This window comes from Dechloromonas hortensis (assembly GCF_009469765.1).
Taxonomy (GTDB): domain Bacteria; phylum Pseudomonadota; class Gammaproteobacteria; order Burkholderiales; family Rhodocyclaceae; genus Azonexus; species Azonexus hortensis.
This window is the reverse complement of the sequence record NZ_SSSQ01000011.1, coordinates 101058-114534: the sequence shown is the minus strand read 5'-3', so window position 1 is coordinate 114534 and position 13477 is coordinate 101058. Positions and strand designations below refer to the sequence as shown.

Below are 13477 nucleotides of genomic sequence, written 5' to 3'. Positions count from 1 at the left end.
TTCAATTGTCGAAGTGGTAATAACGCTGGTTCAACCAGGCCGCGATATTCGCTTCCTCGTCCGGAAACAGGTTGGCATTGACCGACGAGTTGCAGGCGGCGACCCGTTGCAGCAGTTCCAGCTGGTTGGAGAGCATGCGCCCGTCGCGGGTGTACATCTTGCTGCCGTCGCCGCCGTACATCCGGACATGGCAGCTGGTGCAGTGTTTTTCGTGCAGGGCCTGCCCGGCTGGCAGGTCGACCTTGCCCCAGGGGGCTTCGGCCCAGGCGGCGCTGCTGAACAGGGCGAGGCTGGCGATGATGGGCAGGCGCATGGCGGCTCCTTGGTGAGTGCGTGGTATGGCGTTCAGAAACCGGCGGCTTCGGCCTCAAGATAGGCCAGGCTGACATACTTGCCAATATTGCTCTCGAAACCCTTGGTCTCTTTCGCCCGGCTGGCGACGCGCGGGTCCTTGAGGACCCAGGCCTTGGCTTCCTCCAGGCCGAGGCCATCCTTGATCGCCTGCTCGCAGGGGCGGTAGATGCCTTCGAACAGTTCGCGGTTCCACTGCAGCACATGCGCCCCCGGCTCGCCGTGGCCGGGCAGCCAGATCGTGCTGGCGGTCTTTTCCAGCCGGTCGTAGGCCTGCAGCGTGCCGAGGTAGGAGCCGTCGTCCATGTTGGCGATGCGGCGGTCCATGGCGACGTCGCCGACCAGCATCAGCTTGTCTTCAAGTATCTCGACGCAGAGGTCGAACGGCGTATGCACGGTGCCGAAGTGATGGACGCGTAGCGTGACGTCGCCGAACTTCAGCTCGGCGCCATTTTCCAGCGCCAGGTTGGGCGGCACGACGCGGGTGCCGAGGGTCGCCTGGTTGGTCCATTGTTCCATCAGCGTCCGCCACATGTTGCCCTGCACGCCTTGCACCGCTTTGATCGTGCCCGGGTGCGAATAGCGCGGCAGGCTGTCGCCGTAGGCCTCGACGAAGGCATGGTTACCGAGCCAGTGGTCGCCGTGGTAATGCGTGTTGATGATCGCGATGACCGGCTTTTTGAAGGCCTTCCTGACTTGCCGGATGGCCATTTCGCCAATCTGCACCGAGGCGCCGGAATCGACGACGACGAGGCCCTTGGCGGTATCGACGAAAGTGATGTTGCACATCATGCCCTGGTTTTCCGGGGTCGGAAAACCGTCCGGCGAGAAGATCATCCAGACATGTTTCGAGACCTGGCGCAGCGGGTGATCCTTGACCGCCGGTCCTCGGATGAATTCATCCACTTCCCTGGCGAAGGCATTGAGGCTTTGCCACGGCGCAAACTCGACGGCGCTCAGGGTGGCAAGGGCGGCGCTGCTCTGCAAGAATCGACGGCGGTTCATCGGTGTCTCCTGGCGCGGTTTAGGGGTAATCTTCAAGCTCTACGCCGAAGCAAGCGCTGCTGCGGCGCGTCGCTCGTCCTGTTCAATTGAAAGCCAAGTGTAAGCGAATTACTGTTTAATAATATATTGATATTTTTTGAAAAAAGGGGTGGTCAAGTGGGGTACAAGAAAACCGTTCTGCTCGGTGCCGGCGCACTGTTCGCGCTCTTCAGCGCACCGTTGCTGGCCGACGCCAAGGCCGATCTGGCTCGGGCCGAAGAAATCGTCGCCGGTCGCTGCTTTCTCTGTCACGGCCTCGAAGGCGAGTCGGCCAGTGCCGTCTTCCCGCGCCTGGCCGGCCAGCATTCCGAATATATCGCCAAGCAGTTGAGCGATTTCAAATCCGGCAAGCGCAAGAGCGACACCATGAAGCCGCAGGCCGAAGAGTTGACGCCGCCGGAAATGCAGGCACTCGGCAGCTTCTTCGAGAAAAAGACAGCCAAACCGCGTGTCGCCAAGGATGCCGAACTGCTGGCCGTCGGCAAGTTCGTATTCAATCGCGGCAACCAGTTCTCCGGCCTGCCGGCCTGTTCCAGCTGCCACGGCGCCAAGGGCTACGGCACACCGATGTTGCCGCGCCTGGCCGGCCAGCACCCGCGTTACATCGAAGACCAGTTGAAGCAGTTCAACAAGCGTGAGCGGACCAACGACAATGCGGTGATGCATACCATCGCTTCCAAACTGTCCGAACTGGAAACTCACGCCGTCGCCGAGTACATCGCGACGCTTGATTGAGGCGGGTCGATCCTGTTATTGAAAATGGCCGCAATTTTGCGGCCATTTTTGCGATCTCGGGCATCGCCTCCAAATCAAGTTCGCGGGCGACTACAGGCAGGCACGGTTGATCATGTGGCAATCGAACTCGATCATCCGGGGAAAGTGATCCGGGTTGTTTGGAAAAATACCGCTCAGTTCGAAACCCATCTTCTGAAACTCGCGGAATGAATCGGAAAAGCCAGGCATGCCCTCATAAATTGGAGTAACCGAGGCTTCGGTCTGCAGTGCCCGAAAGCGCGTGATCGCATTACCGGCTCCGCGCGCAACGTTCAAATCGTAGCCCTGAGTATCCAGTTTCAAATAAGGGGAGGAGCAGCTATGGGTTTCGAGGAGGCGCGGTATGTAATCCTCAAGTGTCCCAACCTTTACTTCAATTTCCTGAGCGAGCCGATTCTGCCGGGTAAACATCTGGATATGCGAATTGTCTGGTTTCAGGAAAGAACTGAATTGTGTCCCGGCCATGACGTTGAAGCGGGCCAGCCCCGGCTCCAATCCCAAGGCCACTTCTTCAACCAGCCAACGCTCATCGTCGGCGGCGCACTGCTTCAGGCTGCTCACGCAGGCGGGAATCGGTTCGAAAGAGACAATCAGCCCCTTGTAACCAACCTGCTCGCGCAAGAATCTTCCATATTGACCCTCGTTGGCACCGACGTCGAAGACGCAATCGATCCCGCAGTACTCGAAAAGTGTCTTGAGAAACTCGGCTTGCGAATGATGATCCATGCGCCAGTTGGGGATTACCGTATAGCCGAGATGATCAAAGAGCTTTGTTGCAGAATTCCTGAGTAGCTTGTTCATTGAAACTCCTCCACAGAATAAGCAGTTCGCGTTGATTCACTCTGATTGTTGGCGAGCCCTTTAAATCCATTTGTTGTGCCCTTTGGATTACGCCTGAAAAGGTGGTGGCTCGCCATTGTCTTCCATTGATCAGTGTAGTTCAGACTATGCGAATGTGATCGGCAAAGTGGAAGGACTCGATCGAATATTGTGGAGCTGACCTGCTGCCTGGGTTAAACCACCCAGGTAGCCAGGAAAAAAAACTTCATGCAATCAGCTTGTTGCAGGGACGGCTCCTTTTGCGAACCGACTCAGCCTCTGGCCGTCTTCCAGCCCGGGTGCTGGAAATATTTGCCGTAGGCCTGCAGCGCGTGCAGCACGCTGACGGCGCCGTCGTGACGGGTTTCCGGCTGCTTGCTTTCCATGGCTTCAGCGCCGGCCAGCAGGTCGGCAATCACCAGATGCAGCATGGCGTCGGCTTTGGCCTCCAGCTTGCAGTTCGCCACTGCGTAGGCCACTTTCTGGCTGACCGTCCCGGCCAGCGCCTGGTAGTCGGCCTCGCTAAACTGATTCTTGTGGATGCGGGGCAGGGCTGTTGCCATGGCCTGATTGATCTCGCTCATCGCCTGGCGCAGTGGGGCGTCGGTCGCCCATTTCTGGCCAGCGTTCAGTTGCAGCTTTTGTGGTTCCGGACTGCCATGGGCGTGATGTTCATGAGGGGCGGCGGCCTGGGCGGCAACAGAGATGCCGAGGAGGAGGGAGGCAAGCAGGACGGCGAGTTTCGTTTTCATCATGAGTTCCTTGAACGGGAGTGAAAGGCGGAATCTGTCGCGAGATTCGCGATACCTGAGTAATTTAGTTGGCTAATCTTAAGGGGGGCTTAAGGTCGGTTCGCGCGCCGGAGAAGCGGGATAACCCTAAAGGCGGCGTGGCTTCGTATCCACTAAGCTGTTCATACGGTAGCCAATCGGTGCGCTACCCGTTTCAGGATTCATCGCCCCATGAGCATTGGCTTGATCAGCATCCTTGGCGCCCTTGTCGTGATTGCCATTCTCTGGCTCGCGGCGCGCGGCATTGGCCCCCCGCGGAAATAAGCAGTGCGCCCGCTCAGGGCGCCTTGCCGCAGGCGGCTGGTGCCGCAGAATGAACAAAGGCCGCAAGCGCGGCCTTTGTTCATTTGGAGCGATGAATCTCAGGTCAGCATGTCGGCCCAGATGTTCTTCGCCCAGCCGATGGCGACCTTGCCTTCCAGTTCGTTGCGGGCGGCGGAAACACCGCCGGCGCCCTTGACCGGTTGCACGGTCTTGGTCGCGGCATCGTACTGGTGGACCGAGGAAACGTGGATGACGTTCTTGGCATCGACGAAGCTGTAGCAAGTGTTCATCACCACCGGGGTCGGGCTCGGTTCGAGACCGGCCAGCTGGTTGAGAATGGCGGCGGCGGCCAGCTTGCCGTGCTGGTTGGCCATGTGGCCGGACTTCGGCATGGTCGGGGCCGGGAAGATGGCGTCGCCGAGGACGTGGATGCCCGGCATGCTGGTCGATTCCATGCTCAGCCAGTTGATGTCCACCCAGCGGTTGTTGATCAGCTTGAGGCCCGACTTGTGGGCGATATCACCGGCGCGGTGCGGCGGGATGACGTTCAGCACGTCGGCCTTGAACTTGTCGAATTCGAGGATGGCGGTGTTGCTGGCGACGTCCACATCCTTCACTTCGGCGTTGTTGCGATATTCCAGCGTGCCCTTGTAGAGATCGCCCCAGGCCTTCATGAACAGGCCTTTCTTCGAGACCACGTCTTCGTTGGCGTCGAGGATGACGACCTTCGATTTCGGCTTGTTCTTCTTGAAATAGTCGGCAACCAGGCAGGCGCGCTCGTAGGGTCCGGGCGGGCAGCGGTAGGGGGCTTTCGGGATGGAAATGGCGTAGGTGCCGCCGTCCTTCATCGCCTCCAGCTGTTTGCGCAGGGCAACGGTCTGCGGGCCGGCTTTCCAGGCGTGCAGGATCTTGCTCTGGGCGTCGGCGCTCTTCAGGCCGGGGATTTCGTCCCACATGAAATCGACGCCCGGTGACAGCACCAGACGGTCGTAGCTCATGGCACCGCCGGCTTTCAGGGAAATCGTCTTTTTTGCAGCGTCGACCGCAGCAACGTCGTCCTGGATGACGCGAACGCCCCATTTGTTCTTCAGGCCGTCGTAGCTGACGGTGATGTCTTCCATGGTCTTGCTGCCGCCGATGACCAGGTTGGAAATCGGGCAGGAGATGAAGGTCGGGTTGCGCTCGATCAGCGTTACCTGGACACCGCCTTCGCTCCACATGCGCAGGTATTTGGCGATGGTCGCCCCGCCGTAGCCACCGCCGACAACGACCACGTGGCCGCTCGCCTTGCCGCCACCGGCGCAGCCGTACAGCGCAGCCATGGCACCGCTTGCCGCACCGACTTTGAGGAAATCACGTCTTTTCATCAGCATCATGGTGTTTTCCCCTTACTTTTGCGCAGCGAAATAGGTGGCGATCAGGTCCAGTTGCTCGTCGGTATAGCCCTTGGAGATCTGGTGCATGATCGAGGCGGGTTTGTCGCCGCTCTTGAAATCAGCCAGTTTTTGCAGCGTCTTGGCCTTTTCCATGCCGGCCAGGGAATCCATGCCGGAACCCTTGACGGCATTGCCGTTGGTGCCGTGGCAATTGGCGCAGGTGGCGGCCAGGTTGCGCGCGAGGTTGGGGTCGGCGGCATGTGCGGCGCTGGCGACAGCGAGCAGGCACACCGTGGCGACGGTGGTGAGCATTTTCATCAAGACATCTCCTCTGAATGATGTAGATACGGACTATATAGCCAGAAATTCTTAGTGATTTGTGCGTATCAGCGCAAGACGAAGGGTATAGGCCTTTGTCACAAAATGCATGCTGCATCGCAACAATATTAGTAGTTGACTATATAAGTACGTAGTTATACATTGATTCTTAATTCAAATCAAAAAAACGACATGGACGAGGCACAGCAGGTCTACGAGCAGGTCGCTCATTACTTCGGATTACTGGCTGATCCAACGCGGTTGCGCATTCTCTCTTGTTTGTGCGCCGATGAGCGCCCGGTCCATGAAGTCGTTGAAAAAATCGGCCTGACGCAAGCCAACATTTCGCGCCACCTGAACATTCTGTATCGGGCGGGCGTCGTTGACCGGCGGCGGGAGGGCAGCTCGGTTCTGTATCGCGTGGTCGATCCCAATTTCGTCGACATCTGCCGGACGGTCAGCATCACGGTGGCCAGCCGCGATCTCGGCGAGCAGATGGGCGTTGCCGGCCAGGCGAAGCGGTAGTTGGAATTCAAACAACGGAGGGGAGTCATCTCTATGGTGGATATTGTCAAGCAGCCGGGACGTTTGCGGCCTGCACCGGAAAATTTCCTGTCGGACGAACAGGTCAAGGCAGTCGGCAGCGGCCGGCGCGATTTCCTGCGCCGGAGCTTTATCGCTGCCGGTGCCGCACTGGCAGCGCCGCTGGCGGCGCGGGCCAGCGAAGGCGACCCGAATATCCTGCAAAATCCGGCGTGGACGACCTCGCTCGGTCAGCCGGTGGCAACCCGCCCCTATGGCCTGCCGTCGCAATACGAAAGCCAGTTGCTGCGCCGCGAATCGCCCGGTCTGGCCCGGGTCGGCGGTGCTTCGGTGTCGTTTGCGCCGCTGCAGGGCCTGTTCGGCATCATCACGCCGTCCGGCCTGCACTTCGAGCGCCACCACCAGGGCTGGCATGACATCGATCCGTCCAAGCACCGGCTGATGGTCAATGGCTCGGACGATTCCCTGCTCAAGAAGGCCAAGGTTTACACGCTCGACGAACTGATGCGCCTGCCCTCGGCCTCGCGCATCCACTTCATCGAATGCGGCGCCAATACCGGCCTCGAGTGGGGCAATGTCGCAGTGCCCACCGTGCAATACACGCACGGCATGCTGTCCTGTTCCGAATTCACCGGCGTGCCGCTGAAATACCTGCTCGACGACTGTGGCGTCGATTACAAGAAGGCCCGCTACGTGCTGGCCGAAGGCGCCGACGGTTCGTCGATGACGCGGACCATCCCGATGGAAATGGTGGAAAGCGGCGAAGTGATGGTCGCCTACGGTCAGAACGGCGAAATGCTGCGGCCGGAAAACGGCTACCCGCTGCGCCTGGTGGTGCCCGGCGTGCAGGGCGTCTCCTGGGTCAAGTGGCTGCGCCGCATCGAAGTCGGCGATCAGCCGTATGCGACCAAGGACGAAGCGGTGCATTACATCGACCTGCTGCCGAACGGCCTGCATCGCCAGTACAGCTCGATCCAGGAAGCCAAGTCGGTGATCACCACGCCGTCCGGCGGTCAGACCTTGCTCGACCACGGGTTCTACAACGTTTCCGGCCTCGCCTGGTCGGGGCGCGGCAAGATCAAGCAGGTCGATGTCTCCTTCGACGGTGGCATCAACTGGCAGACGGCACGCCTCGAAGGGCCGATCCAGAACAAGGCGCTGACCCGCTTCAACATCAACTGGGTGTGGGACGGCAAACCGGCCATCCTGCAGTCGCGGGCGATGGACGAAACCGGCTATGTGCAGCCGACCTACGGACAACTGCGCAAGGTGCGCGGCACCAAATCGATCTATCACAACAACGCCATCCAGTCCTGGAAGATCATCGAAAGCGGGGAGGTCAGCAATGTTCAAGTTCTCTAGTGCCAGCTTTTGCCTTCGTGGCACTAAGACCCTTCTCGTTTTTGCCCTTTTTTCCGCGTCGACCGCAGCACTCGCCTTCGACAACTTCAAGGGCGTCGGCCGCCCGGCGACCCCGGCCGAAGTGAAGGCCTGGGACATCGATGTCCGCCCCGACTTCAAGGGCCTGCCCAAAGGCTCGGGTTCGGTCGAGCAGGGGCAGGAACTGTTCGAGGCCAAGTGCGCCTCCTGCCACGGCACCTTCGGCGAGTCGAACGAAGTGTTCACGCCGCTGGTGGGTGGCACGACCAAGGACGACATGAAGACCGGCCGGGTCAAGGGCCTGTCTTCCGGCGAACTGCCGCAGCGCACGACCTTCACCAAGGTGGCGACGATTTCGACGGTCTTCGACTACATCCAGCGCGCCATGCCGTGGACGGCGCCGAAGTCGCTGAAGCCGGACGAGGTCTACGCCATCCTGGCCTACATGCTGAACCTGTCGGAAATGGTGCCGGCCGACTTCGTGCTGTCCGACAAGAACATTGCCGAGGTTCAGAAGCTGCTGCCCAACCGCAACGGTATGACGACCGAGCACGGCATGTGGCCGGGCGCCCCGGCCAAAAAGGGTGGTATCGGCAACGGTGGTGTGCCGGATACGGCCAACAAGGCCTGTATGAAGAACTGCAAGCAGGAAGTGCAGATCGGCTCGACCCTGCCCGAGTACGCGCGTACGGCACACGGCGAACTGGCCGAGCAGAACCGCAGCTTCGGCCCGGTGCGCGGTACCCGCACGCTCGGCCCCGAGGCCGCCAAAAAGGCGGCCGATGCCGGCACGCTGGAACTGGCGACGAAGAGCGGCTGCATGGCCTGCCACGGCATCAAGAGCAAGATCGTCGGCCCCGGCTACAACGAAGTCGTCGCCCGTTACGCCGGGCAGACCGACGCCGAGGCGCGCCTGATCGGCAAGGTCAAGGCTGGCGGGCAGGGTGTCTGGGGCTCGGTGCCGATGCCGCCGAATGCGCATTTGAAGGACGAGGACGTCAAGACGCTGGTGCAGTGGATTCTGTCCGGTGCCAAGTAACACCCATTTCTACAGAGGAGAAGTTATGAACAATCAACGTCGCAATGTATTGAAGGCCGGTTCGGGCGCTGCCCTGATGAGCGTTCTCGCTGCTGCCGGGATCATCACCCCGGGCATGGCCCTGGCCGACTGGAACAAGACGGCTTTCGACGCCAAGAGCATGGCCGATACACTGAAGGCGCTCGGTGCCGGTGCCCCGGCCGACAGCAAGGATGTCCAGGTCACCGGTCCGGATATCGCCGAAAACGGCGCCGTCGTGCCGGTCGGCGTCAGCTCGACGCTGCCCAACATCACGATGGTCGCCATCCTGGTCGAAAAAAATCCGAATGCCCTGGCCGCCACCTTCGTGCTGCCGGAAGGCACCGAGGCCAATGTCCAGACCCGTATCAAGATGGGCCAGACCTCGAATATCTATGCCCTGGTCAAGTCGGACGGCAAGTTCTTCATGGCCACGAAAGAGATCAAGGTCACGCTCGGCGGCTGCGGCGGCTAATCGGTCACGACATTTAAAGAATTCAAGGAGTACTACATGGCAAATCCGATGAAAATCCGCGCCGCCAACAAGGATGGCGTTACCGAAGTCAAAGTGCTGATCAGCCACGAAATGGAAACCGGCCAGCGCAAGGATGCTGCCGGCGCACTGGTGCCGGCCTGGTTCATTACCGAACTGACCGCCAAGCACAACGACAAGCTGGTGCTGAGCAGCGAGTTCGGGCCTTCGGTGTCGAAGAACCCGTACCTGGCCTTCCGCTTCAAGGGCGGCGCCAAGGGCGACAAGATCATTGTTTCCTGGAAAGACAACAAGGGCGATAGCCGCACCGACGAAGCCGCTATTGGCTGAAGCCTGAAAAACGGCAGCCAGACGGCGTAGACCGTAGCTGCCGCTGGTTTTTCCCCGGAGGAATAGAGAATGATCCAAGGTTTGATCAAGACATTGGCCGGCGCCGCTGTCGCCGGCCTCTTTGCCGGCCCGCTGCTGGCCCAGGACAGCAAGGTGAGCGACGAGATCGCCAAGTATCGCGAAGCGCTGGCCGACGGCAACCCGGCCGACTTGCTGGAAGTGAAGGGCGAAGGCCTGTGGTCGGAAAAACGCGGCCCGAAGAACACCTCGCTCGAACAGTGCGACATGGGCCTCGGCCCCGGCAAGCTGGAAGGGGCCTACGCCCAGTTGCCGAAGTATTTCAAGGACACCAACAAAGTGATGGACGTCGAGTCCCGTCTCGTCCATTGCATGGTGACACTGCAGGGCTTCAAGCCGGAAGAGGTAACCAGGAACTGGTATTCGAAGCCAGGGACCGAGTCCGACATCGAGGCACTGGTCACCTTCATCGGCGCCAAGTCGAACGGCGTCAAAATCAACGTCCCGGCGACGCATCCGGCCGAGGCCAAGATGGCCAAGATGGGCGAATACATTTTCTATCGCCGCTCCGGCCCGCAGGATTTTTCCTGCTCGATCTGCCATGGCCAGGAAGGCAAGCGCATCCGCCTGCAGGAACTCGGCAACCTGACGACCAAGGACGGCGCCGGCTTCGCGATGAAGACCTGGCCGTCCTACCGCGTCTCGCAAGGCGCGGTGTGGACCATGCAGCGCCGCCTGATCGACTGCATGCGCCAGGCGCGTTGGCCGGAGCCGAACTACCTGGCCGATTCGATCATTGCGCTGGAAACCTACCTGCAAAAAACCGCGACCGGCACCGTGATGGAAACGCCGGGTATCAAGCGCTAAGAGGGGATGACCATGAAACTGAAAATTGCCCTTTTTGGCCTGTGTACCGCAGCACTTGCCGGTTCTGCCCTGGCCGAAGCGCCCGGCGGCAAGTACGCCAGGGAAGCCGAGCAGATGTTCCGCGCCTCGTTCCGGGCCGACAATCCGAAATACTGGATGAGCCGGCTGGAGCAGGACGAGACGATGAAAACCTGCGGCGAGTATCGCGACAACCCGCCGCGCAAGATCGGCGAAAAGCTGGAAAAGCTGAACAAGGCGAGCATCCGCTATCCGGTGGACGGGAAGCTGATCGGCGACTGGAAGGAAGGCGAAAAGCTCGCCGCGGTCGGCACTGGCGGCCATATCGGCTTCATTCAGCCCGACCCGGCCGGCCGGGTGCGCGGCGGCAACTGCTACGCCTGCCACGAACTGGCCAAGAAGGAAGTCGCCTACGGCACGATCGGGCCGAGCCTGAACCACTTCGCCAAGATCCGCGGCAATTCCGACGAAATCATCAAGTACGCCTACGACAAGATCTACAACTCCAACGCCTTCACGGCCTGCACCAACATGCCGCGTTTCGGCCTGCACAGCTGGCTGACGCCGGAGCAGATCACCCACATCGTGGCCTTCCTGATGGACCCGGAATCGCCGGTCAATAAAGACTGAGACTTGTGTCGTTAGCCCGGCCGGCGCTTCGGTCGGGCGTTTTTCAAGGATAAGAAAATGAGCATGAATCGCCGGGAGTTCCTGCAGGTCATGGCCGTTGCCGCGGCCGGTGGCATGACGCTGCATAGTGATTTCGCACTGGCCGAAAAGGGCGCGGCCAAGCTGTATGACCTGCCCAAGTTCGGCAATGTCAGCCTGCTGCACATCACCGACTGCCATGCCCAGCTGCTGCCCATCTACTTCCGCGAGCCGAACGTCAATCTCGGCTTTGGCGACCAGTTCGGCAAGGTGCCGCACCTGGTCGGCGACCATCTGCTCAAGCACTTCGGCTTCAAGCCGAACAGCATCGAGGCGCACGCCTACACCTACCTGAATTTCGAAAAGGCCGCCGAAACCTACGGCAAGGTCGGCGGCTTCGCCCACCTGGCGACGCTGGTCAAGCGCATGAAGGCCAATCGCCCCGGCGCGCTGCTGCTCGACGGCGGCGACACCTGGCAGGGTTCCGGCACGGCGCTGTGGAGCAACGCCCAGGACATGGTCGATGCCTGCAAGGCGCTCGGCGTCAATGTGATGACCCTGCACTGGGAGTCGACCTACGGCGAGGCCCGCGTCAAGGAAATCGAGGAAAAGGACTTCGCCGGCCAGATCGACATCGTCGCCCAGAACGTCAAGACCACCGACTTCGGCGACGCCGTGTTCAAGCCCTTCGTCATGAAGAAGATGAACGGCGTGCCGGTTGCCATCATCGGCCAGGCCTTCCCCTACACGCCGATCGCCAACCCGCGCTGGCAGACGCCGAACTGGAGCTTCGGCATCCAGGAAGAAAACATGCAGAAGACCGTCGACGAAGCCCGTGCCGCCGGGGCGCAGGTCGTCGTCGTGCTGTCGCACAACGGCATGGACGTCGACCTCAAGATGGCTTCGCGCGTCAAAGGCATCGACGCCATCCTCGGCGGCCACACCCACGACGGCATGCCGGCGCCGGTCGTCGTCAAGAATGCCGGCGGCCAGACGCTGGTCACCAACGCCGGCTCCAACGGCAAATACCTTGGCGTGCTCGATTTCGACGTCAGGAACGGCAAGATCGCCGACTTCCGCTACAAGCTGCTGCCCGTCTTCGCCAACCTGCTGCCGGCCGACAAGGCCATGCAGACGCTGATCGACAAGGCCCGCGCCCCGTACCTGTCCAAACTGAACGAAAAACTGGCGGTCAGCGAAGGGCTGCTCTACCGGCGTGGCAACTTCAACGGCACCTTCGACCAGGTCATCCTCGACGCGCTGATGAAGGTCAAGGACGCCGAAATCGCCTTCTCACCGGGCTTCCGCTGGGGCACCTCGCTGTTGCCCGGCCAGCCGATCCTGATGGAACACGTACTCGACCAGACCGCCATCACCTATCCGTGGACGACGGTGACCAACATGAGCGGCGAAATGATCAAGACCGTGCTCGAAGATGTCTGCGACAACCTGTTCAACCCCGACCCCTACTACCAGCAGGGTGGCGACATGGTGCGTGTCGGCGGCCTGCAATACACCTGCGATCCGACCGGCAAGATGGGCAGCCGCATCCAGAACATGATGCTGCGCGGTCAACCGATCGATCCGGCTAAAATCTACAAGGTGGCGGGCTGGGCGCCGGTGTCCGAAGAGGCGAAGAATGCCGGCGAACCGATCTGGGAGGTCGTCGCCAGGTATCTGCGCGACATCAAGACGGTCAAGCCGGTCAATCTCAACCTGCCGACGCTGAAAGGCGCCGCCAACAACCCGGGGATGGCATGATGAAAATGGGAATTTCGCTGCACAAATGGCTGGCCGTCAGCCTGCTTGCGCTGTCCTCGGCGGCTTTTGCCGCCGACTGGGCGCCGGGCAGCACCGACTGGGACAAGCTGCCCGAGGTCAAGAAATCGAAGCTCGGCCTCTACCTGACGCCGCAGCAGGCCTACGACATGAAGAAGAAAGACCCGAAAGGCGTAGCCTTCTTCGACGTCCGGACCCGGGCCGAAGCGATGTACGTCGGCTGGCCAAGCGATGCCGATGCGCTGGTGCCTTTTGTCGAGCACCCCGAATTGATGACCGAGTGGGACGACAAGCGCTTCATGTACAAGCTGGAGCCGAACCAGGATTTCGTGCCGGAAATGGAGCGTCGCCTGAAGGAAATGGGCTTGGGCAAGGACGCCACCATCATCCTGATCTGCCGCTCCGGCGACCGCAGTTCAAAGGCGCAGGATCGCCTGCAGATGGCGGGTTACAGCAAGGTTTACAGCGTCGCCGAAGGGGTGGAAGGCGATACCGTCAAAGGTGGCCCGAAAGACGGGCAACGTGCGGTCAACGGCTGGAAAAACGCCAATTTGCCGTGGACCTACAAGCTGGACAAGGCACGGATGTATTTCCCGCGCTGAAAGCG

16 protein-coding genes are annotated in these 13477 nt (G+C 60.7%); 10 read left to right on the top strand and 6 right to left on the bottom strand.

Annotation, left to right across the window (positions count from 1 at the left end; translation table 11 throughout):
* Nucleotide 1: 1 nt before the first annotated feature.
* Nucleotides 2–313 carry a cytochrome c gene (locus tag GH663_RS16365; protein WP_153132755.1) on the bottom strand — a complete coding sequence of 104 codons (312 nt, stop codon included), beginning with the start codon at nucleotides 311–313 and terminating at the stop codon, nucleotides 2–4.
* Nucleotides 314–345: 32 nt separating this feature from the next.
* Nucleotides 346–1356, bottom strand: a complete 1011-nt coding sequence (locus GH663_RS16360; protein ID WP_153132754.1) for an MBL fold metallo-hydrolase — start codon at nucleotides 1354–1356, stop codon at nucleotides 346–348.
* Nucleotides 1357–1512: 156 nt separating this feature from the next.
* On the opposite strand from GH663_RS16360, the gene GH663_RS16355 reads away from it, so the two are divergent.
* Nucleotides 1513–2130 carry a c-type cytochrome gene (locus tag GH663_RS16355; protein WP_153132753.1) on the top strand — a complete coding sequence of 206 codons (618 nt, stop codon included), beginning with the start codon at nucleotides 1513–1515 and terminating at the stop codon, nucleotides 2128–2130.
* A gap of 90 nt (nucleotides 2131–2220) precedes the next feature.
* On the opposite strand, the gene GH663_RS16350 is transcribed toward GH663_RS16355, so the two are convergent.
* The 4 genes from GH663_RS16350 to GH663_RS16335 form a co-directional block, all read right to left on the bottom strand.
* Entirely contained in the window at nucleotides 2221–2970 is a 750-nt protein-coding gene (locus GH663_RS16350) for an FkbM family methyltransferase (protein WP_153132752.1), read from the bottom strand.
* Between the two features lie 290 nt (nucleotides 2971–3260).
* Nucleotides 3261–3740 (bottom strand): hypothetical protein, encoded by a 480-nt coding sequence (locus GH663_RS16345; RefSeq protein WP_153132751.1) that lies wholly within the window; start codon nucleotides 3738–3740, stop codon nucleotides 3261–3263.
* Nucleotides 3741–4141: 401 nt separating this feature from the next.
* Nucleotides 4142–5419, bottom strand: a complete 1278-nt coding sequence (locus GH663_RS16340; protein ID WP_153132750.1) for an FCSD flavin-binding domain-containing protein — start codon at nucleotides 5417–5419, stop codon at nucleotides 4142–4144.
* A gap of 12 nt (nucleotides 5420–5431) precedes the next feature.
* Nucleotides 5432–5737: a c-type cytochrome gene (locus GH663_RS16335; RefSeq protein ID WP_153132749.1), complete on the bottom strand. Its 306-nt coding sequence runs from the start codon at nucleotides 5735–5737 to the stop codon at nucleotides 5432–5434.
* A gap of 192 nt (nucleotides 5738–5929) precedes the next feature.
* Here GH663_RS16335 and GH663_RS16330 point away from each other — a divergent pair, with 192 nt between their 5' ends.
* From GH663_RS16330 to GH663_RS16290, 9 genes are all read left to right on the top strand, one after another.
* Nucleotides 5930–6262 (top strand): ArsR/SmtB family transcription factor, encoded by a 333-nt coding sequence (locus GH663_RS16330; protein WP_153132748.1) that lies wholly within the window; start codon nucleotides 5930–5932, stop codon nucleotides 6260–6262.
* 33 nt (nucleotides 6263–6295) lie between these two features.
* Nucleotides 6296–7642, top strand: coding sequence for a sulfite dehydrogenase (gene soxC / locus GH663_RS16325; RefSeq protein WP_153132747.1), 1347 nt, complete (start codon nucleotides 6296–6298; stop codon nucleotides 7640–7642).
* A complete protein-coding gene (locus tag GH663_RS16320) occupies nucleotides 7626–8699 on the top strand; it encodes a c-type cytochrome (RefSeq protein ID WP_153132746.1) in 1074 nt (357 codons plus the stop codon). The genes soxC and GH663_RS16320 overlap by 17 nt, the downstream gene beginning before the upstream one ends.
* Nucleotides 8700–8724: 25 nt before the next feature.
* A complete protein-coding gene (gene soxY / locus GH663_RS16315) occupies nucleotides 8725–9192 on the top strand; it encodes a thiosulfate oxidation carrier protein SoxY (RefSeq protein ID WP_066882996.1) in 468 nt (155 codons plus the stop codon).
* Nucleotides 9193–9228: 36 nt separating this feature from the next.
* The gene (gene soxZ, locus GH663_RS16310; protein WP_153132745.1) at nucleotides 9229–9540 is read left to right on the top strand and encodes a thiosulfate oxidation carrier complex protein SoxZ; all 312 of its coding nucleotides are present in this window, start codon (nucleotides 9229–9231) and stop codon (nucleotides 9538–9540) included.
* A gap of 69 nt (nucleotides 9541–9609) precedes the next feature.
* Nucleotides 9610–10425: a sulfur oxidation c-type cytochrome SoxA gene (gene soxA / locus GH663_RS16305; protein WP_153132744.1), complete on the top strand. Its 816-nt coding sequence runs from the start codon at nucleotides 9610–9612 to the stop codon at nucleotides 10423–10425.
* Between the two features lie 12 nt (nucleotides 10426–10437).
* The gene (gene soxX / locus GH663_RS16300; RefSeq protein ID WP_153132743.1) at nucleotides 10438–11073 is read left to right on the top strand and encodes a sulfur oxidation c-type cytochrome SoxX; all 636 of its coding nucleotides are present in this window, start codon (nucleotides 10438–10440) and stop codon (nucleotides 11071–11073) included.
* Nucleotides 11074–11130: 57 nt separating this feature from the next.
* On the top strand, nucleotides 11131–12852 hold the full coding sequence (gene soxB, locus GH663_RS16295; RefSeq protein WP_153132742.1) for a thiosulfohydrolase SoxB: 1722 nt from the start codon (nucleotides 11131–11133) through the stop codon (nucleotides 12850–12852).
* Complete coding sequence (locus tag GH663_RS16290) at nucleotides 12849–13472, top strand: rhodanese-like domain-containing protein (protein WP_211371181.1); 624 nt, start codon at nucleotides 12849–12851, stop codon at nucleotides 13470–13472. Before soxB ends, GH663_RS16290 begins: the two co-directional genes overlap by 4 nt.
* The last annotated feature ends 5 nt before the right edge of the window (nucleotides 13473–13477 follow it).